23 protein-coding genes are annotated in these 22,450 nt (G+C 69.1%); 19 read left to right on the forward strand and 4 right to left on the reverse strand.

What is annotated here, in order from left to right; translation table 11 throughout:
• Positions 1–56: 56 nt before the first annotated feature.
• The 12 genes from ACSF8R_RS10225 to dapF all read left to right on the forward strand — a co-directional run bounded on the left by ACSF8R_RS10225 (position 57) and on the right by dapF (position 12,376).
• A complete protein-coding gene (locus ACSF8R_RS10225; RefSeq protein ID WP_434811779.1) occupies positions 57–1,733 on the forward strand; it encodes a ribonuclease J in 1,677 nt (558 codons plus the stop codon).
• Between the two features lie 23 nt (positions 1,734–1,756).
• Positions 1,757–2,245, forward strand: a complete 489-nt coding sequence (locus ACSF8R_RS10230) for a GNAT family N-acetyltransferase (protein ID WP_434811780.1) — start codon at positions 1,757–1,759, stop codon at positions 2,243–2,245.
• A 75-nt stretch (positions 2,246–2,320) separates the two neighbouring features.
• Entirely contained in the window at positions 2,321–5,002 is a 2,682-nt protein-coding gene (locus ACSF8R_RS10235) for a DNA translocase FtsK (protein WP_434811781.1), read from the forward strand.
• Between the two features lie 32 nt (positions 5,003–5,034).
• Positions 5,035–5,610, forward strand: a complete 576-nt coding sequence (gene pgsA, locus ACSF8R_RS10240; protein ID WP_434811782.1) for a CDP-diacylglycerol--glycerol-3-phosphate 3-phosphatidyltransferase — start codon at positions 5,035–5,037, stop codon at positions 5,608–5,610.
• A gap of 8 nt (positions 5,611–5,618) precedes the next feature.
• Positions 5,619–6,152: a CinA family protein gene (locus ACSF8R_RS10245; protein ID WP_434811783.1), complete on the forward strand. Its 534-nt coding sequence runs from the start codon at positions 5,619–5,621 to the stop codon at positions 6,150–6,152.
• A 143-nt stretch (positions 6,153–6,295) separates the two neighbouring features.
• Entirely contained in the window at positions 6,296–6,616 is a 321-nt protein-coding gene (locus ACSF8R_RS10250; RefSeq protein WP_434811784.1) for a helix-turn-helix domain-containing protein, read from the forward strand.
• A gap of 10 nt (positions 6,617–6,626) precedes the next feature.
• Positions 6,627–6,851: a DUF3046 domain-containing protein gene (locus tag ACSF8R_RS10255; protein ID WP_434811785.1), complete on the forward strand. Its 225-nt coding sequence runs from the start codon at positions 6,627–6,629 to the stop codon at positions 6,849–6,851.
• Between the two features lie 256 nt (positions 6,852–7,107).
• Entirely contained in the window at positions 7,108–8,166 is a 1,059-nt protein-coding gene (gene recA, locus ACSF8R_RS10260; RefSeq protein WP_434811786.1) for a recombinase RecA, read from the forward strand.
• Positions 8,163–8,843: a regulatory protein RecX gene (locus tag ACSF8R_RS10265; RefSeq protein ID WP_434811787.1), complete on the forward strand. Its 681-nt coding sequence runs from the start codon at positions 8,163–8,165 to the stop codon at positions 8,841–8,843. The genes recA and ACSF8R_RS10265 overlap by 4 nt, the downstream gene beginning before the upstream one ends.
• A 59-nt stretch (positions 8,844–8,902) precedes the next feature.
• The gene (gene miaB, locus ACSF8R_RS10270; protein WP_434811788.1) at positions 8,903–10,450 is read left to right on the forward strand and encodes a tRNA (N6-isopentenyl adenosine(37)-C2)-methylthiotransferase MiaB; all 1,548 of its coding nucleotides are present in this window, start codon (positions 8,903–8,905) and stop codon (positions 10,448–10,450) included.
• The gene (miaA, locus tag ACSF8R_RS10275) at positions 10,447–11,367 is read left to right on the forward strand and encodes a tRNA (adenosine(37)-N6)-dimethylallyltransferase MiaA (RefSeq protein ID WP_434811789.1); all 921 of its coding nucleotides are present in this window, start codon (positions 10,447–10,449) and stop codon (positions 11,365–11,367) included. Before miaB ends, miaA begins: the two co-directional genes overlap by 4 nt.
• A gap of 142 nt (positions 11,368–11,509) precedes the next feature.
• On the forward strand, positions 11,510–12,376 hold the full coding sequence (gene dapF / locus ACSF8R_RS10280) for a diaminopimelate epimerase (RefSeq protein WP_434811790.1): 867 nt from the start codon (positions 11,510–11,512) through the stop codon (positions 12,374–12,376).
• A 9-nt stretch (positions 12,377–12,385) separates the two neighbouring features.
• Here the strand turns inward: dapF and ACSF8R_RS10285 are convergent, their stop codons facing one another.
• Positions 12,386–13,027, reverse strand: a complete 642-nt coding sequence (locus ACSF8R_RS10285) for a class I SAM-dependent methyltransferase (RefSeq protein WP_434811791.1) — start codon at positions 13,025–13,027, stop codon at positions 12,386–12,388.
• Between the two features lie 72 nt (positions 13,028–13,099).
• Here ACSF8R_RS10285 and hflX point away from each other — a divergent pair, with 72 nt between their 5' ends.
• Entirely contained in the window at positions 13,100–14,620 is a 1,521-nt protein-coding gene (gene hflX, locus ACSF8R_RS10290) for a GTPase HflX (protein WP_434811792.1), read from the forward strand.
• A gap of 99 nt (positions 14,621–14,719) precedes the next feature.
• Here hflX and ACSF8R_RS10295 read toward each other — a convergent pair whose 3' ends face one another.
• Together ACSF8R_RS10295 and lexA are read right to left on the reverse strand one after the other, a co-directional pair.
• Positions 14,720–16,651: a S9 family peptidase gene (locus ACSF8R_RS10295; protein WP_434811793.1), complete on the reverse strand. Its 1,932-nt coding sequence runs from the start codon at positions 16,649–16,651 to the stop codon at positions 14,720–14,722.
• Between the two features lie 55 nt (positions 16,652–16,706).
• Complete coding sequence (lexA, locus tag ACSF8R_RS10300; RefSeq protein WP_434811794.1) at positions 16,707–17,372, reverse strand: transcriptional repressor LexA; 666 nt, start codon at positions 17,370–17,372, stop codon at positions 16,707–16,709.
• Between the two features lie 255 nt (positions 17,373–17,627).
• Between lexA and ACSF8R_RS10305 the strand changes: the two genes are divergently transcribed.
• The 6 genes from ACSF8R_RS10305 to ACSF8R_RS10330 are packed head-to-tail and all read left to right on the forward strand — an operon-like array spanning position 17,628 to position 21,965.
• Complete coding sequence (locus ACSF8R_RS10305; protein ID WP_434811795.1) at positions 17,628–17,993, forward strand: LysM peptidoglycan-binding domain-containing protein; 366 nt, start codon at positions 17,628–17,630, stop codon at positions 17,991–17,993.
• Positions 17,994–18,049: 56 nt separating this feature from the next.
• Positions 18,050–19,135 (forward strand): histidinol-phosphate transaminase, encoded by a 1,086-nt coding sequence (locus tag ACSF8R_RS10310; protein WP_434811796.1) that lies wholly within the window; start codon positions 18,050–18,052, stop codon positions 19,133–19,135.
• On the forward strand, positions 19,132–19,743 hold the full coding sequence (hisB, locus tag ACSF8R_RS10315; protein ID WP_434811797.1) for an imidazoleglycerol-phosphate dehydratase HisB: 612 nt from the start codon (positions 19,132–19,134) through the stop codon (positions 19,741–19,743). Before ACSF8R_RS10310 ends, hisB begins: the two co-directional genes overlap by 4 nt.
• The gene (gene hisH, locus ACSF8R_RS10320; RefSeq protein ID WP_434811798.1) at positions 19,740–20,405 is read left to right on the forward strand and encodes an imidazole glycerol phosphate synthase subunit HisH; all 666 of its coding nucleotides are present in this window, start codon (positions 19,740–19,742) and stop codon (positions 20,403–20,405) included. The genes hisB and hisH overlap by 4 nt, the downstream gene beginning before the upstream one ends.
• A gap of 50 nt (positions 20,406–20,455) precedes the next feature.
• Complete coding sequence (gene priA / locus ACSF8R_RS10325) at positions 20,456–21,202, forward strand: bifunctional 1-(5-phosphoribosyl)-5-((5-phosphoribosylamino)methylideneamino)imidazole-4-carboxamide isomerase/phosphoribosylanthranilate isomerase PriA (protein WP_434811799.1); 747 nt, start codon at positions 20,456–20,458, stop codon at positions 21,200–21,202.
• Positions 21,186–21,965, forward strand: coding sequence for an SseB family protein (locus ACSF8R_RS10330; RefSeq protein WP_434811800.1), 780 nt, complete (start codon positions 21,186–21,188; stop codon positions 21,963–21,965). Before priA ends, ACSF8R_RS10330 begins: the two co-directional genes overlap by 17 nt.
• A gap of 15 nt (positions 21,966–21,980) precedes the next feature.
• Here the strand turns inward: ACSF8R_RS10330 and ACSF8R_RS10335 are convergent, their stop codons facing one another.
• Complete coding sequence (locus ACSF8R_RS10335) at positions 21,981–22,388, reverse strand: DUF1844 domain-containing protein (RefSeq protein WP_434811866.1); 408 nt, start codon at positions 22,386–22,388, stop codon at positions 21,981–21,983.
• Between the last annotated feature and the right edge of the window lie 62 nt (positions 22,389–22,450).

The following is a 22,450-nucleotide window of genomic DNA, read 5'->3' on the forward strand; positions in this document are numbered from 1 at the left end:
GGACGAACGACAACCGAACAATGGATGCCGCAGACGGCATCCCCAGGAGGCATGCCATGCCCACCACCGTGTACGACCCGCCCGCGCTCGAAGCGGGCACACTCCGCGTGACCCCCCTCGGCGGGCTCGGGGAGGTCGGCCGCAACATGACCGTCTTCGAGTACGAGGGAAAGCTCCTCATCGTCGACTGCGGCGTGTTGTTCCCCGAGGAGCACCAGCCGGGCGTCGACTTGATCCTGCCCGACTTCGAACCGCTGAAGGACCGGCTCGACGACATCGTCGGCGTCGTGCTCACCCACGGTCACGAGGACCACATCGGCGCGGTTCCGTATCTGCTCAAGATGAAGGGGGACATCCCCCTCATCGGATCGGGACTGACGCTCGCGCTCATCGAGGCGAAGCTCAAGGAGCATCGCATCAAGGCGTACACGCTGACGGTGAGCGAGGGCAACGGCGAGAAGGTCGGACCGTTCGACCTCGAGTTCGTGGCGGTCAACCACTCGATCCCCGACGCGCTCGCCGTCGCGATCCGCACGCCCGCCGGGCTCGTGCTCGCCACCGGCGACTTCAAGATGGATCAGCTGCCGCTCGACGGTCGCCTCACCGATCTGCGCGCATTCTCCCGCCTCGGCGAAGAGGGCGTCGACCTGTTCCTCGTGGACTCCACGAACGCCGACGTCCCCGGGTTCACGCCGTTGGAGCGTTCGATCGGGCCGGTGCTCGACCAGGTGATCGGCAAGGCGCCGCGCCGCGTGATCGTCGCGAGCTTCTCGAGTCACGTGCACCGCGTGCAGCAGGTCATCGACGCAGCGCACGCGCACGGACGCCGGCTCGCGTTCCTCGGCCGCAGCATGGTGCGCAACATGACGATCGCCGAAGACCTCGGCTATCTCAACGTGCCCGACGGCGTGCTGATCGACTACAAGAAGGCCAAGGACCTCCCTGACGACAAGATCGTCTACATGTCGACGGGTTCGCAGGGCGAGCCGATGGCCGTCCTCAGCCGGATGGCGAACCTCGATCACGCGATCGAGCCGGGGGAGGGCGACACCGTCATCCTCGCCTCGAGCCTCATCCCGGGCAACGAGAACGCCGTGTACCGCGTGATCGACGGGCTCACCAAGCTCGGCGCCAACGTCGTGCACAAGGGCAACGCGAAGGTGCACGTCTCCGGCCATGCCGCGGCCGGAGAGCTGCTGTACTGCTACAACATCCTGAAACCCCGCAACGTCCTGCCCGTGCACGGCGAGTACCGCCATCTGATGGCCAACGCCAAGCTCGCGCAAGACACCGGCATCCCCGCCGAGCGCACGATCCTCGGCGAGAACGGCACCGTCGTCGACCTCAAGGACGGCGTCGCGACCGTGGTCGGCCAACTCGACCTCGGCTTCGTCTACGTCGACGGTTCGACCGTCGGCGAGATCACGGATGCCGACCTCAAGGACCGCCGGATCCTCGGCGAAGAGGGGTTCATCTCCGTCATCGTCGTCGTCGATGCGGCGACCGGTCGGGTCATCACCGGCCCCGAGATCCACGCCCGCGGCTTCGCGGAGGACGACAAGGTGTTCGACGCGGTCAAGCCGAAGATCGCCGCCGCGCTCGCCGAGGCGGCCGGCAACGGTGTCCGCGACAACCACGCGCTCTCGCAGATCGTGCGCCGCACGATCGGCCGCTGGGTGAACCAGTCACTGCGTCGCCGGCCGATGATCGTGCCGCTCGTCATCGAGGCGTAACACCGCATCACTACACTCTGGCCATGAGTCAGATCGCGCTGCGGGCCGCAACGCAGGTCGACGGCGCCTTCCTCGCAGACATGGTCCTGGAGGCGGCGACCTGGCGACCCGGCGCGGCCCGTTCGCGTCACGAGGTGATCAGCGATCCCGACCACAGCCGCTACCTCGCGGGGTGGATGCGGCCGAGCGATGCCGGATTCATCGCGACCGCCGGTGGCCAGCCGATCGGTGCCGCCTGGTATCGCATGCTGCCGCGTACCGACCCCGGGTTCGGGTACGTCGGCACGGGGGTGCCGGAGCTCATCATCGGCGTGCGGCCGATCTGGCGCTCTCACGGTGTGGGGCGGGTGCTGCTGCAGGCGCTGTGCGAACACGCCGGGGAACGCGGGTACGGGCGCATCAGTCTGTCGGTGGAGCGAGGCAACTTCGCGCGAACCCTGTATCGCAGCGAGGGGTTCGCGGTCGTCCGCAGCGGCATCGGACGCGACACGATGGTCAAACGGCTGAGCTGACGCGAGGCGGCCGCGTGTGGGCCGAACGCCGCGTCAATCCGCGGAAATGTCACACCTCGCGCCTACCGTGGAGGAATGGCCAGGAGCACCAGTCCGACCTCGAGCTCGCGCGCGTCCGCGAAGAGCTCGTCGTCGCGCGCGAAGAAACCGGCACCGGCCCCCAAGCGATACGTCGATCATGTCGACAAGCCGCCTGTCATCGTCCGCGCCTGGCTCGGTCTTGCGCACGGGGTCGGCGGCATGTTCCGCACGTTCGGTCCCGAGAGTCTCGAGAAGGACCAGCGCCGCGACGGGTTCCCGTTCCTCCTGGTGCTCCTCGCAGTCGCGGGAGCGGTCGTCGAATGGTTCCTCATCGGCACCGAGGTCGGCACGAACATCTCGGCGTATTCGGTCGGCGCGCTCGTCGGCCGCGAGGCGTTCATCCTCCCGGTGCTCCTCCTGATCCTCGCTGGCTGGCTGTTCCGGCATCCCGCCTCCGTGCACGACAACGGCCGAATCGGCATCGGGTTCGGCCTGTTCGTGCTGACGATCGCAGGCTTCTGCCACGTGGTCGGCGGGCGTCCGCAGCCGAAGGGCGGGCTGCCTGCACTGAGCGAAGCCGGCGGCCAGTTCGGGTGGATGGTCGGCGAACCGCTCGCCATGCTGACCGAGGTCGTCGCCTGCATCATCCTGGGCCTGCTGGCGGTGCTCAGCATCCTCATCATCACCAAGACGCCTCCGAACCGCATCGGCGCGCGGCTGGGAGATCTGTACGCCTGGATGTTCGGCACCGAGCGCGTCGAGCGCGAAGCGGCCGATGCGACGTCGGTGTCCTTCTCGAAGGACGACGACGAGAAGGATCCGGGACTGCCGTGGTGGCGCCGCACGAAGTCGGGTCGCGAGGAGGAGGAAGACGGCACGCTCGGCTCCGACGACCTCACGGCGCTGTTGACGCCGTCGTCCGACGGCAGCTTCGAGCAGGCCGTCACGACTCCGGTTCCCGCCCAGGACGCGCCGACCGAGATCATCGACCCGCGGGTGGTCGAGGGCGCCAAGCGTGCTGCCCGCAAGGCCGACACCGGCATCCGCGAGGACGCCGTCGAGCAGTCCGACGACGAGTTCCTGCCCGGTCTCTCCGGGCTCGGCAGCGACCACGACGGCCGGCCGCCGTCCGCGCCGTACCGACTTCCCGCGGTGAACGCCCTGTCGGAGGGCACGCCGCACAAGGCGCGCTCCGAGGCCAACGACGCCGTCGTGCGCGCCATCACCGGTGTGTTCGACCAGTTCGGCGTGGATGCCAAGGTCACCGGCTTCTCGCGCGGCCCGACCGTCACGCAGTACGAGATCGCCGTCGGCCACGGCGTCAAGGTCGAGCGCATCACGGCGCTGACCAACAACATCGCGTACGCCGTGGCATCGAACGAGGTCCGCATCCTCGCGCCGATCCCCGGTAAGAGCGCGATCGGCGTCGAGATCCCGAACACCGACCGTGAGATCGTCACGCTCGGCGACGTGCTCCGCTCGCCGGCGGCGACCGGGTCGACCCATCCGATGACGATCGGTGTCGGCAAGGACGTGGGAGGCGGGTTCGTCATCGCGAACCTCGCCAAGATGCCGCACCTGCTCGTGGCCGGTTCCACGGGCTCCGGAAAGTCGAGCTTCGTGAACTCGATGATCACGAGCCTCCTCATGCGTGCCAAGCCGTCCGAGGTGCGCATGGTGCTCATCGACCCCAAGCGGGTCGAGCTCACCAGCTACGCCGGTGTGCCGCACCTGATCACCCCCATCATCACGAATCCCAAGAAGGCCGCCGAGGCGCTGCAGTGGGTCGTGAAGGAGATGGACATGCGGTACGACGACCTCGCGTCGTTCGGGTTCCGCCACATCGACGACTTCAACAAGGCCGTCGTGGCCGGTGAGATCAACCTCCCGGTCGGCAGCGAACGGGTGCTCAAGCCGTACCCCTACCTGCTGGTGGTCGTCGACGAGCTCGCCGACCTCATGATGGTCGCCCCTCGCGATGTCGAGGATTCGATCGTGCGCATCACGCAGCTCGCGCGTGCCTCGGGCATCCACCTGGTGCTCGCGACCCAGCGACCCTCGGTCGATGTCGTCACGGGCCTCATCAAGGCCAATGTGCCCTCCCGTCTCGCATTCGCCGTCACCAGCGTCACCGACTCGCGCGTCATCCTCGACCAGCCCGGCGCCGACCGGCTCATCGGCCAGGGCGACGGGTTGTTCCTGCCGATGGGGGCGTCGAAGGCACTGCGCGTGCAGGGTGCGTGGGTTGCCGAGCCCGAGATCGAGAAGGTCGTCGCGCACGTCAAGAACCAGGCGCGGCCCGAGTACCGCAAGGACGTCGAAGCGGTCGTGGAGAAGCGCGAGATCGATGCCGACATCGGCGACGACCTCGAACTGCTGCTGGCAGCGGCCGAGCAGATCATCTCGACGCAGTTCGGTTCCACGTCGATGCTGCAGCGCAAGCTCCGCGTCGGGTTCGCCAAGGCGGGGCGGCTCATGGACCTGCTCGAGTCCCGCGAGATCGTCGGCCCGTCCGAAGGATCGAAGGCGCGTGACGTGCTCGTCACGCCCGACGAATTGCCGGCCGTGCTCGCGCGCCTGCGGGGCGAACCGGAACCGGCCTCGGCACCCGCCGCCGCGGACGGCCAGGGCGACGGATACGGCCCCGACGCGGTCGATGCCCAGTTCGACGGCCTCGAAGTGGTCGACGGCGACGACGACTCCGAGGACGCATGGGGCCTCACCGGGCGCGACTGACGTCGCCGCCGCGCACTGAGTAGGCTCGATCCGTGGCGATTCCCCGGCAACTGCCAAACACGATCACGATCGTGCGCATCCTGTGCGCCCCGGTCTTCGTCTGGATGCTGCTCGCCGACGCGGGCGCCGACGGTGCGCTGCGCTGGTGGGCGGCGATGCTGTTCATCGTCGCGATCGCGACCGACGGCATCGACGGGTATCTCGCGCGCAGGTACGAGATCGTCACCGACCTCGGCAAGCTGCTCGATCCGATCGCCGACAAGGCGCTCACGGGTTGCGCGTTCGTGTGCCTGTCGATCCTCGGCGAGTTGCCGTGGTGGATCACGATCGTCGTGCTGGTGCGCGAGATCGGGATCACCGTGCACCGGCTCGCGGTCGCCAGCGACCACGTCGTCGCCGCTGCCTGGATGGGCAAACTGAAGACACTCGCGCAGGCGGTCGCGCTCTCGCTGGCGCTCCTGCCGCTGTGGACGGTCGTCGGCGACTGGATCCATGTGGTCAACGTTGTCGCGATGACGATCGCCGTGGCGCTCACCGTCGCCAGCGGCATCGACTACGTCGTCACCGAGGTGCGCGGCGCACGCTCGGCACGCGGGCCCCGCGCATGAGGCGTGAGATGCCCGCGAGCGACCTCCCGGAGGAGCTGGAGAGCACGCTCGTCTCTGCGGTACGCCGCACCGATCCGGAGCGCCTCGTCGCGCGGCTGAAGGAACTGGGCTGGACGATCGGTGTCGCGGAGTCGCTCACCGGAGGCCTCCTGGTCGCATCCATCGTCTCGGTCGCCGGCGCGAGTTCGGTGCTGCGCGGGGGAGTTGTCGCGTACGCGACCGATGTGAAGCAGAGCATCCTCGGTGTCGACGAGACATTGCTCGAGGCGCACGGGCCCGTGCATCCTCGCGTGGCGCGGCAGATGGCCGACGGCGTGCGCCGTGCGCTCGGGCAGGGTGGTGTCCCGACCGACGTGGGCGTCGCGACGACGGGCATCGCGGGACCGCTGTCTCCGGACGGGCAGCCGGTGGGCACGGTGCACGTGGCCGTGTCGACGCCGCTGGGATCGCGTGTCGAGTCGCTGTTGCTCGCGGGCGATCGCGAGCAGATCCGAGCCGAGGCGGTCGCCCGCTCGCTACGGCTGATCATCGACGCACTGTGATCCGGGAATACCGGCTGTTTCGGCTCGGTTACGTCTCAGTGATTCCCACCCGTTCCACAGCACCCGAGGTCTAGGGTGAGGATCACATCCGGTACTGTTGTCCACCCGGACACGTGCGTGATTGACCGAGGAGGGAGCCCGACATGATCCTGGTTCGTCAAGAGATCGGCGATGTCCTGCGCGACTTCCGCCTCCAGAAGGGCCGCACCCTGCGTCAGGTCGCGGGGCGCGCAAGCGTCGCGCTCGGCTACCTCAGCGAGGTGGAGCGCGGTCAGAAAGAGGCCTCGAGTGAGATCCTCGCGGCCGTGGCCGAGGCGCTCGACGTGCCGATCTCGGCCGTCATGCGTGAGGTCGGCGACCGCATCTCCGTGCTCGAGGGACTGCAGACCTTCCCCGACGTCGTGCCCGACGACCTCGCGGGTCTCGGCGACGACCTCGTCGCTCCCGAGCTCTCGTTGCACTGAGTCGGCACGGATGCGGCTGAGCGAATTCGATCGCGCCGTCGACGCCGAGTTCGGTGCTCGCGGCCGCGCCATGCTCGACGACCTCGCGCTCGCGCGGGTCGGCTATCGCACCGCAGCAGAAGCGCTCAAGGCCGGCATCTCGACGCGCGACGTCTGGCTCGCGCTCTGCGAGGAAGCCGATGTGCCGCGTGATCGCCGCTACGGCGTCGGACGGCTGGACCCGCGCGATCGGTGACGATGCGCCACGGCGTGTCATCGAAGATTCGTTCGATTCGAACGTAGGCTCCTTCACAACGGGTCTCGGAAGGACGTTGTCCACAATCCGGGTCGATCATCGACGCAATGTCGGAGGTCGCCCATAGCGTGTTCGACGTCACCATGACACCCCGCCTTGTCGCAGTCTCCTCAGCGAGGAGCGCGACAGCCTACAGGCGACACGGATACCGGGAGCGGACAGACCGCCGACGGACGAGGTGCAGAAGGAGCACACCATGCCATCACCCGCAGACCGCGAAAAGGCCCTCGAATCGGCCCTCGCTCAAATCGACCGTCAGTTCGGAAAGGGCTCGGTCATGCGCCTGGGCAGCGACGAGCGCGCCCCCGTCGAGGTCATCCCGACCGGTTCCATCGCGCTCGACGTCGCGCTCGGCATCGGCGGTATCCCGCGTGGACGCATCGTCGAGATCTACGGCCCGGAATCGTCGGGAAAGACGACCCTCACCCTCCACGCGATCGCGAACGTGCAGCGCGCCGGCGGCATCGCCGCGTTCATCGACGCGGAGCACGCCCTCGACCCCGATTACGCCCAGAAGCTGGGCGTCGACATCGACGCACTGCTCGTGTCGCAGCCTGACACGGGCGAGCAGGCACTCGAGATCGCAGACATGCTGATCCGCTCGGGCGCCATCGACCTCGTCGTGATCGACTCCGTCGCCGCGCTCGTGCCCGAGGCTGAGATCAAGGGTGAGATGGGCGACTCGCACGTCGGTCTGCAGGCCCGCCTCATGTCGCAGGCGCTGCGAAAGCTCACCGGTGGCCTCAACCAGACCAAGACGACGGCGATCTTCATCAACCAGCTGCGCGAGAAGATCGGTGTGTTCTTCGGTTCGCCCGAGACAACCGCCGGCGGAAAGGCGCTCAAGTTCTATGCCTCCGTGCGCATGGATATCCGCCGTATCGAGACGCTCAAGGACGGCACCGACGCGGTCGGCAACCGGACCCGTGTGAAGGTCGTCAAGAACAAGATGGCCCCGCCGTTCAAGCAGGCCGAGTTCGACATCCTCTACGGTGTCGGCATCTCCCGCGAAGGCAGCCTGATCGACTTCGGTGTCGAGCACGGCATCGTCAAGAAGTCGGGCGCCTGGTACACCTACGAGGGGGAGCAGCTCGGGCAGGGCAAGGAGAACGCCCGCAACTTCCTCATCAAGAACGACGACATCGCCGCCGAGATCGAAGGCAAGATCAAGCAGAAGCTCGGCATCGGCCAGCCTCGACCCGCCGCCGCCGACGGGCCGGTCTCCGACGAACTGGCTGCCCGTCGCCCGGCATGATCATGACGGACGACATGCGGGGCGAGGGCACGGAGCGATCCGCTGACCTCGCCCCGGTCATCCCGCTGTTCGGCGCCACCGACGACCGTGCAGCGGCCCGCCGTGCGGTGACGCAAGAGCCGTCAACGGTCGAATCTGCACCCGACTGGCACGCGACCTGGATCGACGACGAGCGGCCAGGCATCGACAGCGAAGCTGCCGTCGATGCCGAGAAGCGCCTCCTCAAGCGACTGCGCACGCGATCGCTCTCCATTCGCGAGGCGCGGGCCGTGCTGGCCGAATCCGAGCTCGATCCCGAGACGTCGGACGCACTCATCGAGCGCGCGGAACGCAACGGCTACCTCGACGATGCGCGGCTCGCGGAGCAGCTCGCGCATGCGGCGACCGAGCGCAAAGCGCAGGGGCGCCAGATGATCGCGCAGACGCTCTCCTCTCGCGGCATCCCGCGTGAGATCGTCGACGCCGCGCTCGGCACCCTCCCCGACGACGAGGCGGAGCGCGCCCTCGAGTTCGCCCGCAAGAAGGCGTCCGGGCTTGGTGATCTCGAGCGCGACGTCGCCCTCCGGCGACTGTCAGGGCAACTCGCACGCCGTGGCTACGGAGCAGTCGCGCTCTCGGCGGCTCGACAGGCGCTCGATGAAGTGTCCTCGCCTCGGTCGCGGGTCAGATTCGACTGACGCACACGGTCAGCGCGAGCGCGGCCGTGTGCAGGTGCGGCTCGTAGAATGGTGCGATCATGACTTCCCCGTCCGCATCCCCGACTCTGATCGCGCCGTCGTCGGCAGCCGTCACCGCAGACGGCCGTGCACGCACCTATGAGGTGCGCACCTTCGGCTGCCAGATGAACGTCCACGATTCCGAACGACTCTCCGGTTCGCTCGAATCGGCCGGCTACGTTCGCGCCGAAGCCGACGACGAGGCCGACGTCATCGTCATCAACACCTGCGCCGTCCGCGACAATGCGGCGGGCAAGCTCTACGGCACCCTCGGGCACCTCAAGTCGCGCAAGGACAAGCACGACGGGATGCAGATCGCCGTCGGTGGGTGCCTCGCGCAGATGGACAAGGACGCCGTCCTCGACAAAGCGCCGTGGGTCGATGTGGTCTTCGGCACGCACAACATGGGTTCGCTCCCGGCCCTCCTCGAGCGCGCTCGCCACAATGGCGACGCCGAACTCGAGATCCTCGAATCCCTCGAGGTCTTCCCGTCGACGCTGCCCACCAAGCGTGACTCCGTCTACAGCGGGTGGGTGTCGATCTCGGTCGGCTGCAACAACACCTGCACGTTCTGCATCGTCCCGAGCCTGCGCGGCAAGGAGAAGGATCGCCGTCCTGGCGACATCCTCAGCGAGATCCGACTGCTCGTCGACGACGGCGCCCTCGAAGTCACCCTTCTCGGACAGAACGTCAACAGCTACGGCGTCGAGTTCGGCGACCGTCAGGCGTTCGGCAAGCTGCTGCGCGCGGCAGGGCAGATCGATGGGCTCGAGCGCATCCGCTTCACGAGCCCCCACCCAGCCGCCTTCACCGACGACGTCATCGACGCGATGGCCGAGACCCCCGGCGTCATGCCGCAACTGCACATGCCGCTGCAGTCCGGATCCGACCGCATCCTCAAGGCGATGCGCCGCTCATACCGCAGCGAACGGTTCCTGGGCATCCTCGACCGGGTTCGCGAGCGCATTCCGCACGCCGCGATCACCACCGATATCATCGTCGGCTTCCCCGGCGAGACCGACGAGGACTTCGAAGACACGATGCGCGTCGTCGAGCAGGCACGGTTCGCGAGCGCGTTCACGTTCCAGTACTCGATCCGTGAGGGCACGCCCGCAGCCACGATGCCCGACCAGGTGCCCAAGGCCGTCGTGCAGGAACGGTACGAGCGGCTCGTCGCGCTGCAGGAGCGCATCAGCCTCGAAGAGAACCAGCGTCAGATCGGTCGTGAACTGCAGGTGCTCGTCTCGACCGGCGAAGGCAAGAAGGATGCCGAGACCCACCGCCTCACCGGGCGCGCCGAAGACAACCGTCTCGTCCACTTCGAAGTGCCCGCCGGTTCAGAGATCCCGCGGCCGGGCGACATCGTCTCGGTCACCGTGACCCACGGCGCGCCGTTCCACCTGCTCGCCGACAGTACCGACGGCGCCCCGCTGCGCATCCGTCGCACGCGCGCCGGCGACGCGTGGGATCGCTCGCAGGCGGAATCCTGCGCGGTGCCGACACCGGCGGGCGACGGCGGCGGCGCCGTGTCGCTGGGGCTTCCCACGCTGCGTCTTCGCGGACAGTGAGCGCAGCCCCGCGGCTGTGGGCCGTGGTCGGGGCGACCGGCACCGGAAAGACCGCGCTCTCGCTCGACCTGGCCGAGCACCTCCGCGCGACCGGGCGCGGAGCCGAGATCGTCAACGCCGACGCGATGCAGCTGTATCTCGGCATGGAGATCGGCACGGCCAAGCTGCCGGTTGATGAGCGCCGCGGCATCCCGCATCACCTCTTCGACGAGCTCGACGTCACTGAAGAAGCCGCCGTCGCCGCCTATCAACTGCGTGCCCGCACCGTCGTCGCCGACATCTTCGGCCGCGGCGCCGACGCGATCCTGGTCGGCGGCTCGGGGCTGTACGTCTCAAGCGTCGTGTTCGACTTCCGGTTTCCGCCGCACGACGACGACCTGCGCGCGCAGCTCGAGGCCGACCTCGAGCGTGACGGGCCCGGCGCGCTCCTCGCCCGGCTGCGGGACATCGACCCGACGACCGCGGCCCGTGTGGATCCGAGGAACGGGCGGCGCATCGTGCGGGCGCTCGAAGTCGCCCTCGCCGGTGGCGAGAATCACGGTGCGGCGCTGCCTGCAGAGCCCACGCTCTGGCGCCCCGACACTCGCATCGTCGGCGTCCACGTCGACCGTGCCGACCTCGTCGTGCGGCTCGGTGCGCGCGTCGAAGGCATGTGGCGCGCCGGGATCGTCGCCGAAGCCGCTGAACTGCGCGCACGCGGACTCGATGACGGCGTCACCGCCCGCCGCGCCATCGGCTACGCGCAGGCGCTCGCGCAACTCGACGGCACACTCGACCAGACCGAGGCGATCGCCCAGACCCAGGCGCTCACCCGCCGCTACGCGCGCCGGCAGGTGTCGTGGTTCAAGCGGTACCCCGGCATCCAGTGGGTCGGCCCGGATGCCGATGTGGCGGCTCTGGCGGACTCGTCGGCATGAGCCCGACGATCCGGCCCTTCGACATCGCCGATCGAGCATCGTCTCGTGGAAGCGGCGGAGGAGCGGCCGCTCGAGATGACCTGGAACACCGGCAAGCGACTCATCGCCGACTGACCCGGTGGTGCCCGCCTAGAATCGACGGGTGTCCACCATCGCGTTCACCAAGGGCCACGGCACCGGCAACGACTTCGTCATCATCGCCGACCCCGATGGCGAGTTGACCCTCAGCGACGCCCAGGTCGCCGTCCTCACCGACCGCCGGTTCGGCATCGGCGGCGACGGCATCCTTCGCGTCGTGCGGTCCGGCGCGCTCTCCGAGGGCGCTTCGACGCCCGACGCCGAGTGGTTCATGGACTACCGCAACGCCGACGGCTCGGCCGCCGAGATGTGCGGCAACGGCATCCGCGTGTACGCCAAGTACCTCGTCGAAGCGGGACTGGTCGACCTCGCGGTGGGTGAGGCCGTCGTCATCGGCACCCGCGCCGGCACGAAGGCCGTCACCCGCACCGACGCGGGCTTCGAGGTCGACCTCGGCGTCTGGCGCGCCGACGACGCCGACGTGCTCGTGCGCGCCAAAGGGCTCCCGGTCGCGCGCCCCGGCCAGGGCATCGACGTCGGCAACCCGCACGTCGTCGTCGCCCTCTCGAGCGGGAACGAGCTCGAGGGCCTCGACCTCTCGGTCCAACCCATGCTCGACCCGACGCCGGCAGCCGGCGCGAACATCGAATTCGTCGTCCCGGCGGACCCCCTCGTCCACGCGGGCGTGGGCTCGATCCGGATGCGGGTGTTCGAACGCGGCGTCGGTGAGACGCTGTCGTGCGGCACCGGCGTGGCAGCGGCCGCACTCGCCGTGCGCCATTGGGCGGGAAACGCCGCCCCCGACCGCTGGAGCGTCGACGTTCCCGGTGGCCGCCTCGGCGTGCGTGTGGTCACCCACCAAGACGGGGAGCACGTGCTGCTGTCCGGCCCGGCATCGCTCGTGTTCTCCGGCGAGGTCGCACTCGCCTGAACGCACCTGTCAGGGCAGGTCGATGGCCTCGGTGCGGGGCGTGCCGTGGCGCCGAACTTTCAGCACACGGAAGCCGCGTCCGGTGGCTGCGCGCGTCACGCTGTAGCCGCCCTCGAAGGTCGCGGCGAGCCATCGCTGCAGCGAGTCGGACCCCAGGTTGCGCTGCACGACGAGCCACGCGTCGCTGCGTTCGTCCAGCCGGGGGATCCACGTCTCCATGAGGTCGTGCAGCACGCTCTTGCCGACACGGATCGGCGGGTTCGAGCGGATCGTGCGGAACGAGACGTCGACGGGAACATCCTCCGGTCGCACGGCGTTGATGTTGGAGAGCCCGAGTGCGTCGGCGTTGCGGCGCACGAGGTCGAGTGCGCGTTCGTTGACGTCGACGGCCCACACGGTCGCGTGCGGTGACTGCGTCGCGAGCGTGAGCGAGATCGGTCCCCATCCGCAGCCGAGGTCGAGCAGATTGCCGCCCGGCGGCGGCGGGGGCGTGTTCGCCAGCAGCACGGCGGTGCCGGAATCCACGTGGTCGGGACTGAACACCCCGCCCGCGGTCGTCACCTCGATGTCGCGACCGGCGATGGACACACGGATGCGGCGGAGGTGCTCGGCACTGGACGGGGCGGCGCTGAAGTAATGGTCGCTCCCCACGTCAGCGATCGTAGCGGAGCCGCAGGACTCCGCGGGAAGCTAGACTGCAAGGCTCAGCATCGAAAGGACCCCATGACCGACACCACAACCCCCCACAGCACGGACGAGACGCCGGTGGACCCGGTCGATCGTGTGCTCTCGCGCGCCGACGCGCGGTCGGGCGTTCGCGTGTTCGGCGGGGCCCAGGCACTGCAGGACGAGTCGACCGTCGCGTACGGCGACACCGACGGCGAACAGTGGGACCGCGAGGAGCGCGCAGCGCTGCGCCGCGTTCCCGGCCTGTCCACCGAGCTCGAAGACGTCACCGAAGTCGAATACCGTCAGCTGCGTCTCGAGAACGTCGTGCTGATCGGCGTCTACCCGCAGGGGTCGCATGAAGACGCGGAGAACTCGCTGCGAGAGCTCGCCGCGCTGTCCGAGACGGCCGGCGCGGTCGTCCTCGACGGTGTGTTGCAGCGTCGTCCGCATCCCGACCCCGCCACCTACATCGGTCGCGGCAAGGCGGCCGAGCTGCGCGACCTCGTTGCAGCGGTCGGCGCCGACACGGTCATCGCCGACACCGAGCTCGCACCCAGCCAGCGGCGCGCCCTCGAAGATGTCGTGAAGGTCAAGGTCATCGACCGCACCACCGTCATCCTCGACATCTTCAGCCAGCACGCCAAGAGTCGCGAGGGCAAGGCCCAGGTCGAACTCGCCCAGCTCGAGTACCTCCTGCCGCGCCTGCGCGGCTGGGGTGAGTCGATGAGCCGGCAGGCCGGTGGTCAGGTGGGTGCCGGCGGCGCAGGCATGGGCTCGCGTGGCCCGGGTGAGACGAAGATCGAACTGGACCGTCGCCGTATCCGCACCCGCATGGCGCAATTGCGCCGGCAGATCCGCGGGTTCGAGCCGGGCCGTGAGGCCAAGCGTGCCGAGCGCAAGCGCAACACGATCCCTTCGGTGGCGATCGCCGGCTACACCAACGCCGGCAAGTCGAGTCTGCTGAATCGGCTGACCAGCGCGGGCGTGCTCGTGCAGAACGCGCTGTTCGCAACACTGGATGCCACGGTCCGCCGCGCCGAAGCTGCCGACGGTCGCGTGTTCACGCTGACCGACACGGTCGGGTTCGTGCGCAACCTGCCGCACCAGCTCGTTGAGGCCTTCCGGTCGACGCTCGAGGAGGTCGGCGACGCAGACGTCATCGTGCACGTCGTCGACGGTGCACACCCTGACCCTGCGGCACAGCTCGCGACGGTGCGCGACGTGATGGGCGATGTGGGTGCGCGGTCCACGCACGAGATCGTCGTGTTCAACAAGGCCGACCTGCTCGACGATGACACCCGCCTGGTATTGCGCGGCCTCGAACCCAAGGCGCACTTCGTCTCGTCGCGCACGGGCGAAGGTGTCGTCGAGCTTCGGGCGGCGATCGAAGCCGCCTTGCCGCTGCCGGCGGTCGAGGTGCGCGCCCTCGTGCCCTACGACCGGGGCGATCTCGTCTCCGCCGTCCACTCGAGTGGCCACATCGTCTCGACGAAGCACGAGGAGGGCGGCACGGCCGTGCACGCGCACGTCTCCGAGAAGCTCGCCGCAGACCTCGCGCCGTTCGCCGTCGACTGAGCCGGGGTCCGTGGCGCTTCGTCTCGCTGCGCTCGCTCAGCGACCGGGTGGATGCCGTTCCGGTCGTTGAGCGAGGCGCGCAGCGCCGAGACGAAACGGTCAGGCCAGCTCGATCGGCGCCACCCCGGGCGTTTCGAAGCCGAACACCTCGCCGAGGAAGGCGAGTTCGCTCTCGAGCGCGTGCACGATGGTCTCCGCCTTGCGGAAGCCGTGTCCCTCGCCCTCGTACAGCACGTAGGCGTGCGGGATGCCGCGTGCGGCCAGCGCGTCGCGGATGGCCTCGGACTGCGAGGGCGGGACGACGGCGTCGTCGGCGCCCTGCAGCAGCAGGAGCGGCACGCGGAAGCGGTCCGCGCGGCTGAGCGGCGACCGCTCCAGGTAGCGCTGCTCCGCCTCAGGGAGCGGGCCGATGAGACCGTCGAGGTAGCGGGCTTCGAAGTCGTGGGTGTCTTCGGCGAGCATGCGCGCGTCGCCGACACCGTAGCGGCTGATCCCGGCGGCGAACGCGTCGGTCGCGGTCAGCGCGCCGAGGACGGTCCAGCCGCCGGCCGAACCACCCTCGATCGCGATCCGTGCCGCATCCGCACGGCCTTCGGCGGCGAGGCCCTCGGCGGCCGTGGCGACGTCGTCGACATCGACGACTCCCCACTGGCCGCGCAGTCGCTCACGGTAGGCACGGCCGTACCCGGTCGAGCCGCCGTAGTTGACGTCGAGCACGCCGATGCCGCGACTGGTGTAGTAGGCGGTCTTCGTGTCGGCGATCGGGCCGACATGGGCCGTCGGGCCGCCGTGTACGAGCACGACATACGGGGGGAGGGCGCCGTCAGGGGCGGCGTGCGTGGGACTGGTCGGCGCGTAGTCGAACGCGTGCACGTCGCCGTGTCGTCCCGCGAACGTCACCGGGCGCGCCTCGGGAAGCCAGGCCTCCTCGAGACCCGTCGATCCGCCGTGCACGAGTTCGACCGCGCCATCGGCGGCGATCACCCACAGCCCCGTGACCCCCGGGGCGACGCCGGACACGAGCACGCGCTCGCCGTCGCTGTCCTCGATCACGGCGCGTGAGGCGACGGGCACCTCGAGCGCGCGGACGCTGCCGTCGGGATCGATTCGCACGACGGCATCGGCGCCGTTCGTGCGGGTGGCGACGACACCGCCGTCGATCATCGGCGCGTACCAGCGCAGGCCGAGCACCCACAGCCCACCGCCGGTGTCGGCGTCGGCGGGTGCGAACGCCTCGGCATCCGCGAATCCGCCGGCGTCGCTGCGGCGCAGACGTTGCAGGTTCCACCGACCCTGCGGTTCGTCGATCAGCATCAGGTCGTCGTCGACCCACTCGGGCTGCAGTGCGGACGTCGCTCCCGAAGTCACTGCGGCCGGGGCATCGGGCGAGCCCAGATCGCGCACGAACACGCGCGTGCGATCCCAGGGCATGGCCGGGTGATCCCATCCCACCCACGCGAGGCGCTGCCCGTCTGCGGAAAGCGCCGGCTGTGCGACGAAGTCGGTGCCGCCCGCGAGTTCGGCGACCTCGCCGCCCGGGTGGGTCGGGATCGTCACGATCGTGCGGAGCGGAACCGGAACGCCGACGTGGCCCTCCGGCATGCGGGCCGCGGCGTGGTCTTCGCGAATCGCCAGCAGCAGTCCCTGCTGCCACGACAGGCCTCCGTAGCGAACGGCGCCGTCGGTGTCTGCCGTCAACGGCACGGGGTCGGCACCCGGTGCGAACAGCCACACGCGCTGGTCGGTCTTCTCGACGAAGAAGAGTCTGCCGTCGGATGCCGCCGCCCACGACCCGCCGCCGTATTCGTGTACCCGCGAGCGTGCGTTCCAAGGAGCCGGCAGCACCGTCTCGATGTCGCCTGTCACGGTGCGTCGGCGCACGCTGGTGCGCCCTCCCTCTGCGGGAATGCCTTCGCCCCACCAGATCTCATCGCCCACGAACGCGGCGCCGTCGAGGCGCCGCGAGCCCGCTGATGCCTGTGTGGCGGTGAGTGGGGAGGGCCAGGATCCGTATGGTGCTGTCTCGGTCACGCGTCCACGCTACGCCCGCGTGACTGATCGGCGGGCTCGCGGCGCTCGAGTGGCGTCAGACGGTTCGGAGGACCGCCACGACCTTCCCGAGCACGACGGCGTCGTCGCCGAGGATGGGCTCGAAGGCGGAGTTGCGGGGGAGCAGCCAGGTGTGGCCGTCGCGCTGGCGGAACGTCTTGACGGTCGCCTCCTCATCGAGCATAGCCGCGACGATGTCGCCGTTCTCGGCGGTCGCCTGCGAGCGCACCACGACCCAGTCGCCGTCGCAGATGGCGGCGTCGATCATCGAATCGCCGCTCACCTTCAGCATGAAGAGGTCGCCCTTGCCGACGAGCTGACGCGGGAGTGGGAAGATCTCTTCGACCTGCTGTTCCGCCGTGATCGGCACGCCCGCGGCGATGCGCCCCACGAGGGGCACGAGCGCTGCGTCGCCGACCGCCGGTGCGGTGTCGGCCGGGTTCTCGCCGCTGACGCCGGGCAGGTCGATCAGCACCTCCATGGCGCGGGTCTTGCCGGCGTCGCGTCGCAGGTAGCCGCTCAGCTCCAGCTGGTTGAGCTGGTGCGTCACGCTCGACAGCGACTTCAGGCCGACGGCATCCCCGATCTCGCGCATGCTGGGCGGGTATCCATGGTGCGCGATGGAGCGCTGGATCACCTCGAGGATCGCCAGCTGCTTGTCGCTCAGGTTCTTGCGCCGGCGGGTCTGCGGCTTCTCGCTCATGGTCCCGTGCTCCTTCGTCCCGCTCCGATGCTTCTTCGAATGTCGGAGGTCGGTGATGGGGTGTTCTCGTCGAAACGGTATCCGCTGTTTCGCCCACCGATCGGCAGGTGGCCGCGTGTCGCCTTCGATCGATGTCCGATCACACCGGCCACTTGACATCCGACTATATCGAAGATACGTTCGGAAAAGAGATTCGCATCCGGCCCTCCCGGCCGAGTGTCGGATGCGAATCTCTCGACTCCCGAGGAGGACACCATGACCGCCATCGACATCGCAGGCAGCCCCGCATTCCGCACCGTGCCGTCGACGCGGCTGCGGTTGACCGTCCGCGGGCGTCGGGTCCTCGCCGTTCTGGCGTCGCTCCCGGCTGTCGTCGCGCTGAGCATCGCGATCGTCTCCGGCGGTGGCGCGATCGCCACGTCGGTCGACGGTGCACCGGCGGGAGCGTTCGAGATGGTCACGGTCATGCCCGGCGACAGCCTGTGGGCGATCGCCGAGCGGGTCGCTCCCGGGGCCGACCCCCGTGATGTCGTCGATGCGATCATCCGGCTCAACGTGCTCGGTTCCACGCAGCTCGAAGCGGGCCAGTCGCTCGCCATCCCTGCGGAGTATGTCGACTGATAGCCGAAGGCGTCATGCGGCGTCAACCCTCCGCGGCGGCGTCCTAGCATGGGGGAGTGAGCACGAGGATCGATGATCTACCCATCCGTGACGATCTGCGCGGACTGACACCGTACGGTGCGCCGCAGGCGCCACTGCCGGTTGCGCTCAACGTCAACGAGAACACGCATCCGGTTCCCGGCGAAGTCGCGGACGACATCCTCGATGCCGTCGCCCAGGCCCTGCGTGACGTCAACCGCTATCCCGATCGCGAGTTCACGGGGCTCCGCGAGGGATTCGCCGACTATCTCGGGCACGGGCTCACGAGGGACCAGATCTGGGCGGCGAACGGATCCAACGAGGTGTTGCAGCACCTGCTGCAGGCGTTCGGCGGGCCGGGACGAACCGCGTTCTCATTCGCGCCGACGTATTCGATGTATCCGCTGCTGACCCGCGCGACCGGCGCCACCTATGTCGCGGGGACGCGCGAGGCCGACTACTCGCTGGCTCCTGAGGGCGTTGCCGCGCAGGTCGAGGCGGCTCGCCCCGACATCGTGTTCCTGTGCGCACCGAACAACCCGACCGGCTCGCCCGTCGGCCTCGACGTCATCGAGGCCGTCTACGAGGCGACCGAGGGCATCGTGATCGTCGACGAGGCATACCAGGAGTTCGCACCGCGTGAGACCCAGTCGGCACTCACCCTGATGCCCGGGCGTGAACGTCTCGTCGTCTCGCGCACCATGAGCAAGGCGTTCGCCTTCGCCGGCGCGCGTGTGGGCTATCTCGCCGCCGACGCCGCCGTCATCGACGCGCTGCGACTCGTGCGACTCCCGTACCACCTGAGCGCCCTGACGCAGGCGGCGGCATCGGCCGCGCTGCGGCACGCGCCGACCATGCTGCGCATGGTCGACGACATCGTCGGGCAGCGCGACCGCATCTCGGCCACGCTTGAGGCGCTGGATTACACGCCGTACGAGAGTTGGACGAACTTCGTGCTGTTCTCGGGTGTCGACGACCCGGCCGCCACGTGGCAAGCGCTCTACGATCGCGGCATCCTCATCCGCGACGTCGGCATCCCCGGCAGCCTCCGCGTGACGGCCGGCACGGAGCAGGAGACGACGGCATTCCTCGACGCTCTCGCCTCGATAGACTCGGGCGCATGAGCACCCCCGCGCCCCGCACGGCCTCGATCCGTCGCGCGACGAGCGAATCCACGGTCGAACTCGAGTTGAATCTCGACGGGTCCGGTCAGAGCCACATCGACACGACGGTGCCGTTCTTCGACCACATGCTCACCGCATTCGCGAAGCACTCGCTGACCGACTTGACCGTTCGTGCCTCCGGCGACACCGATATCGACGCACACCACACGGTCGAGGACATCTCGATCGTGCTCGGGCAGGCGATCCGCTCGGCGCTCGGAGACAAATCGGGCATCTCTCGCTACGGTGACGCGCTCGTGCCGCTCGACGAGGCGCTCGCGCAGGCCGTCGTCGACATCAGCGGGCGCCCGTACCTCGTTCACACCGGTGAGCCGGCCGGATTCGAGCACCACCTGATCGGCGGCCACTTCACCGGATCGCTCGTGCGTCACACGTTCGAAGCCATCGCCTTCAACGGCGGGCTCACGATGCACGTCATGCTGCTCGGCGGCCGAGACCCGCACCACATCGCCGAGGCGGAGTACAAGGCCTTCGCACGCGCGTTCCGACAGGCGAAGTCGCTCGACCCGCTGGTCGTCGGCATCCCCAGCACGAAGGGTGCCCTGTGACGGAGCAGCACGCGTCGTCGGGGGAGCGACCGCTGGTCGCCGTGCTCGACTACGGCTCCGGCAACGTGCACTCGGTCACCAAAGCGCTCGCGCTGGCCGGTGCCGATGCGCGTCTGACCTCCGACCGTGCTCTGATCCAGGATGCTGCGGGGCTCGTCGTGCCCGGCGTCGGCGCGTTCCGCGCCGTCATGGATGCACTCCGCGAAAGTCGCGGCGACGAACTGATCGAGCGCCGACTGGCGGGCGGCCTTCCGGTGCTCGGCATCTGCGTCGGCATGCAGATCCTGTTCGAGCACGGTGTCGAACGTGGGGTCGACACCGAAGGCATGGGGCAGTGGCCCGGCGCCGTCACCGAGCTCGATGCTCCCGTGCTGCCGCACATGGGCTGGAACACGGTACGCGCCGGTGAAGGATCGACGCTGTTCTCCGGAGTCGAAGACGAACGGTTCTACTTCGTCCACTCGTTCGCCGCCCAGCACTGGACGCTCGACGTCATCAAGCCGTTCCGGCAGCCCGCGCTCACGTGGTGCGACTACGGCACGCCGTTCCTCGCGGCAGTCGAAAACGGTCCGCTGTCGGCCACGCAGTTCCACCCCGAGAAGTCCGGTGATGCCGGCATCCGTGTCCTGACCAATTGGATTGGGTCGCTGCCGCAGGGCTAGTCTCACTCCTTGTGCGCGTCTGGGCGCACCCTCCCGAATCCCCTGGAGCCATGAACGATTTCGCGTCAACCCCTGAACTGATCCTGCTGCCTGCCGTCGATGTCGCCGACGGGAAGGCCGTCCGCCTTACGCAGGGCGCCGCGGGCACCGAGACCAACTACGGGGACCCCGTCGACGCTGCGCTGGCCTGGGCGCGTCAGGGTGCGCAGTGGATCCACCTCGTCGACCTCGACGCGGCATTCGGGCGCGGCAGCAACGCCGGCGTCCTCCGCAAGGTGATCAAGCAGGTGCGTGGGGTCCAGATCGAGCTGTCCGGCGGCATTCGCGACGATGCGACGCTCGAAGCGGCGCTCGAGTCGGGTGCCACGCGCATCAACCTCGGCACCGCCGCCCTTGAGAACCCCGAGTGGGCCGCCAACGTGATCGGCCGCTACGGCGACGCGATCGCGGTCGGGCTCGACGTGCGGGGCACGACGCTCGCGGCGCGCGGCTGGACGCAGGACGGCGGCGACCTGTGGCAGGTGCTCGAACGTCTCGAGGACGCGGGCTGCAGCCGCTACGTCGTCACCGACGTGACGAAGGACGGCACCCTCAAGGGCCCGAACCTCGAACTCTTGCGCGAGGTCGCCTCCCGCACGGCCAAGCCCGTCGTCGCATCGGGCGGTGTCTCGAGCCTCGATGACATCGCTGCGCTGCGCGAGCTCGTGCCGCACGGCGTCGAAGGCGCCATCGTCGGCAAGGCGCTCTACGCGGGCGCGTTCACCCTCGCCGAGGCGCTGGATGTCGCCGGAGGCTGACCACTCCTGCACCCCGGGCGATTCGGCGGGCGTGCCCTGGCAGGGTCGCAGTTTCGAACCGAACCGCCACGCAGACGATGACGGATCGGCCGATCCGGCGCTGCTGGGCGCACTGACCGCCTTCCGAGACGGTTCGGGGGATGCCGGTGCCGTCGTCGACGCGTACCGGTCGGCGCGCCTGCTCATTCCGTTGGTGGCTGAGAAGGGTGATGAGGGGGTCGGGCCGACAGGCCTGCGCGTCGACAAGACGCAGGAGCTCTCGATCGTCACTGTCGCCGCGCCCGACGGCCGCCGCATCCTGCCGGTCTTCTCCTCGGTCGCGGCGATGGCTGCCTGGGACCCTACGGCGCGCCCCGTGCCCGCCGACGGGGTGCGCACCGCGCTCGCTGCAGCCGAAGACGACACCGAGCTGATCGTCCTCGATCCGGGTTCGGCAACGGAGTTCGTGCTGCGCCGTCCCGCCGTGTGGGCCGTCGGTCAGGGCCAGCGATGGGAGCCGGCGCACACGTCGCCCGAGGTGTTCGCGGGCCTGCAACACAGCATCGGCGGCGAGCTCGGCGTGCTCGACCTGTCGGTCGCGCCGGGGGATCCGGCATCCCGGCTCCGCGGTCCCGAGCTGATCGTGCGGCTGCACCTGGTCGACGGTCTCGACGGCGTCGAACTCGACGCGATCCTGCAGCGCCTCGCGGCCCGCTGGGCAGCCGACGACCGCATCGCGTTGCTCGTCGACAGCTTGACCGTCAAGCTTCTCCGGGCCGGCTGACACCAGGGGGAGCGGTCAGTTGACCGGGCCGGTGTACTTCTCGCCGGGTCCTTGGCCGATCGGGTCAGGGATGACGGATGCCTCGCGGAAGGCGAGCTGCACCGAGCGCAGGCCGTCGCGGAGCGACCGTGCGTGCATGTCGCTGATCTCCGGGGCGCCCGCGGTGATGAGGCCGGCGAGGGCGTTGATGAGCTTTCGCGCTTCGTCGAGGTCCTTCTGCTGGTCGGGATCGTCGGCGAGTCCGACCTTCACCGCCGCAGCGCTCATGAGGTGGACGGCGGCCGTCGTGATGACCTCGACCGCCGGTACGTCGGCGATGTCGCGCGTGGCTGCGCGGGCGGCCTGCTCCTGCTCTTCCCACCGGGCCTGACGGGCCTCGTCGGTGTCGTTCGGGCGGGGGGCGTCGGATGCCGTCGTGTCCACGTGCTGCTCTCTGCTAGACTTGGCGGGCACCGGAGTGTTCTGCTCCGGGTCGAAAGAGGATC

It is taken from the genome of Microbacterium sp. bgisy189 (genome assembly GCF_965345345.1).
GTDB lineage: Bacteria > Actinomycetota > Actinomycetes > Actinomycetales > Microbacteriaceae > Microbacterium.

Bases quoted from the DNA above. Each gene is read 5' to 3' on its own strand.
- ACSF8R_RS10225 (WP_434811779.1), top strand. From the start codon at position 57: ATGCCCACCACCGTGTACGACCCGCCCGCGCTCGAAGCGGGCACACTC.
- ACSF8R_RS10230 (WP_434811780.1), top strand. From the start codon at position 1,757: ATGAGTCAGATCGCGCTGCGGGCCGCAACGCAGGTCGACGGCGCCTTC.
- ACSF8R_RS10235 (WP_434811781.1), top strand. From the start codon at position 2,321: ATGGCCAGGAGCACCAGTCCGACCTCGAGCTCGCGCGCGTCCGCGAAG.
- ACSF8R_RS10245 (WP_434811783.1), top strand. From the start codon at position 5,619: ATGCCCGCGAGCGACCTCCCGGAGGAGCTGGAGAGCACGCTCGTCTCT.
- ACSF8R_RS10250 (WP_434811784.1), top strand. From the start codon at position 6,296: ATGATCCTGGTTCGTCAAGAGATCGGCGATGTCCTGCGCGACTTCCGC.
- ACSF8R_RS10255 (WP_434811785.1), top strand. From the start codon at position 6,627: ATGCGGCTGAGCGAATTCGATCGCGCCGTCGACGCCGAGTTCGGTGCT.
- recA (WP_434811786.1), top strand. From the start codon at position 7,108: ATGCCATCACCCGCAGACCGCGAAAAGGCCCTCGAATCGGCCCTCGCT.
- ACSF8R_RS10265 (WP_434811787.1), top strand. From the start codon at position 8,163: ATGATCATGACGGACGACATGCGGGGCGAGGGCACGGAGCGATCCGCT.
- miaB (WP_434811788.1), top strand. From the start codon at position 8,903: ATGACTTCCCCGTCCGCATCCCCGACTCTGATCGCGCCGTCGTCGGCA.
- hflX (WP_434811792.1), top strand. From the start codon at position 13,100: ATGACCGACACCACAACCCCCCACAGCACGGACGAGACGCCGGTGGAC.
- lexA (WP_434811794.1), bottom strand. From the start codon at position 17,372: ATGAGCGAGAAGCCGCAGACCCGCCGGCGCAAGAACCTGAGCGACAAG.
- ACSF8R_RS10305 (WP_434811795.1), top strand. From the start codon at position 17,628: ATGACCGCCATCGACATCGCAGGCAGCCCCGCATTCCGCACCGTGCCG.
- hisB (WP_434811797.1), top strand. From the start codon at position 19,132: ATGAGCACCCCCGCGCCCCGCACGGCCTCGATCCGTCGCGCGACGAGC.
- priA (WP_434811799.1), top strand. From the start codon at position 20,456: ATGAACGATTTCGCGTCAACCCCTGAACTGATCCTGCTGCCTGCCGTC.
- ACSF8R_RS10330 (WP_434811800.1), top strand. From the start codon at position 21,186: ATGTCGCCGGAGGCTGACCACTCCTGCACCCCGGGCGATTCGGCGGGC.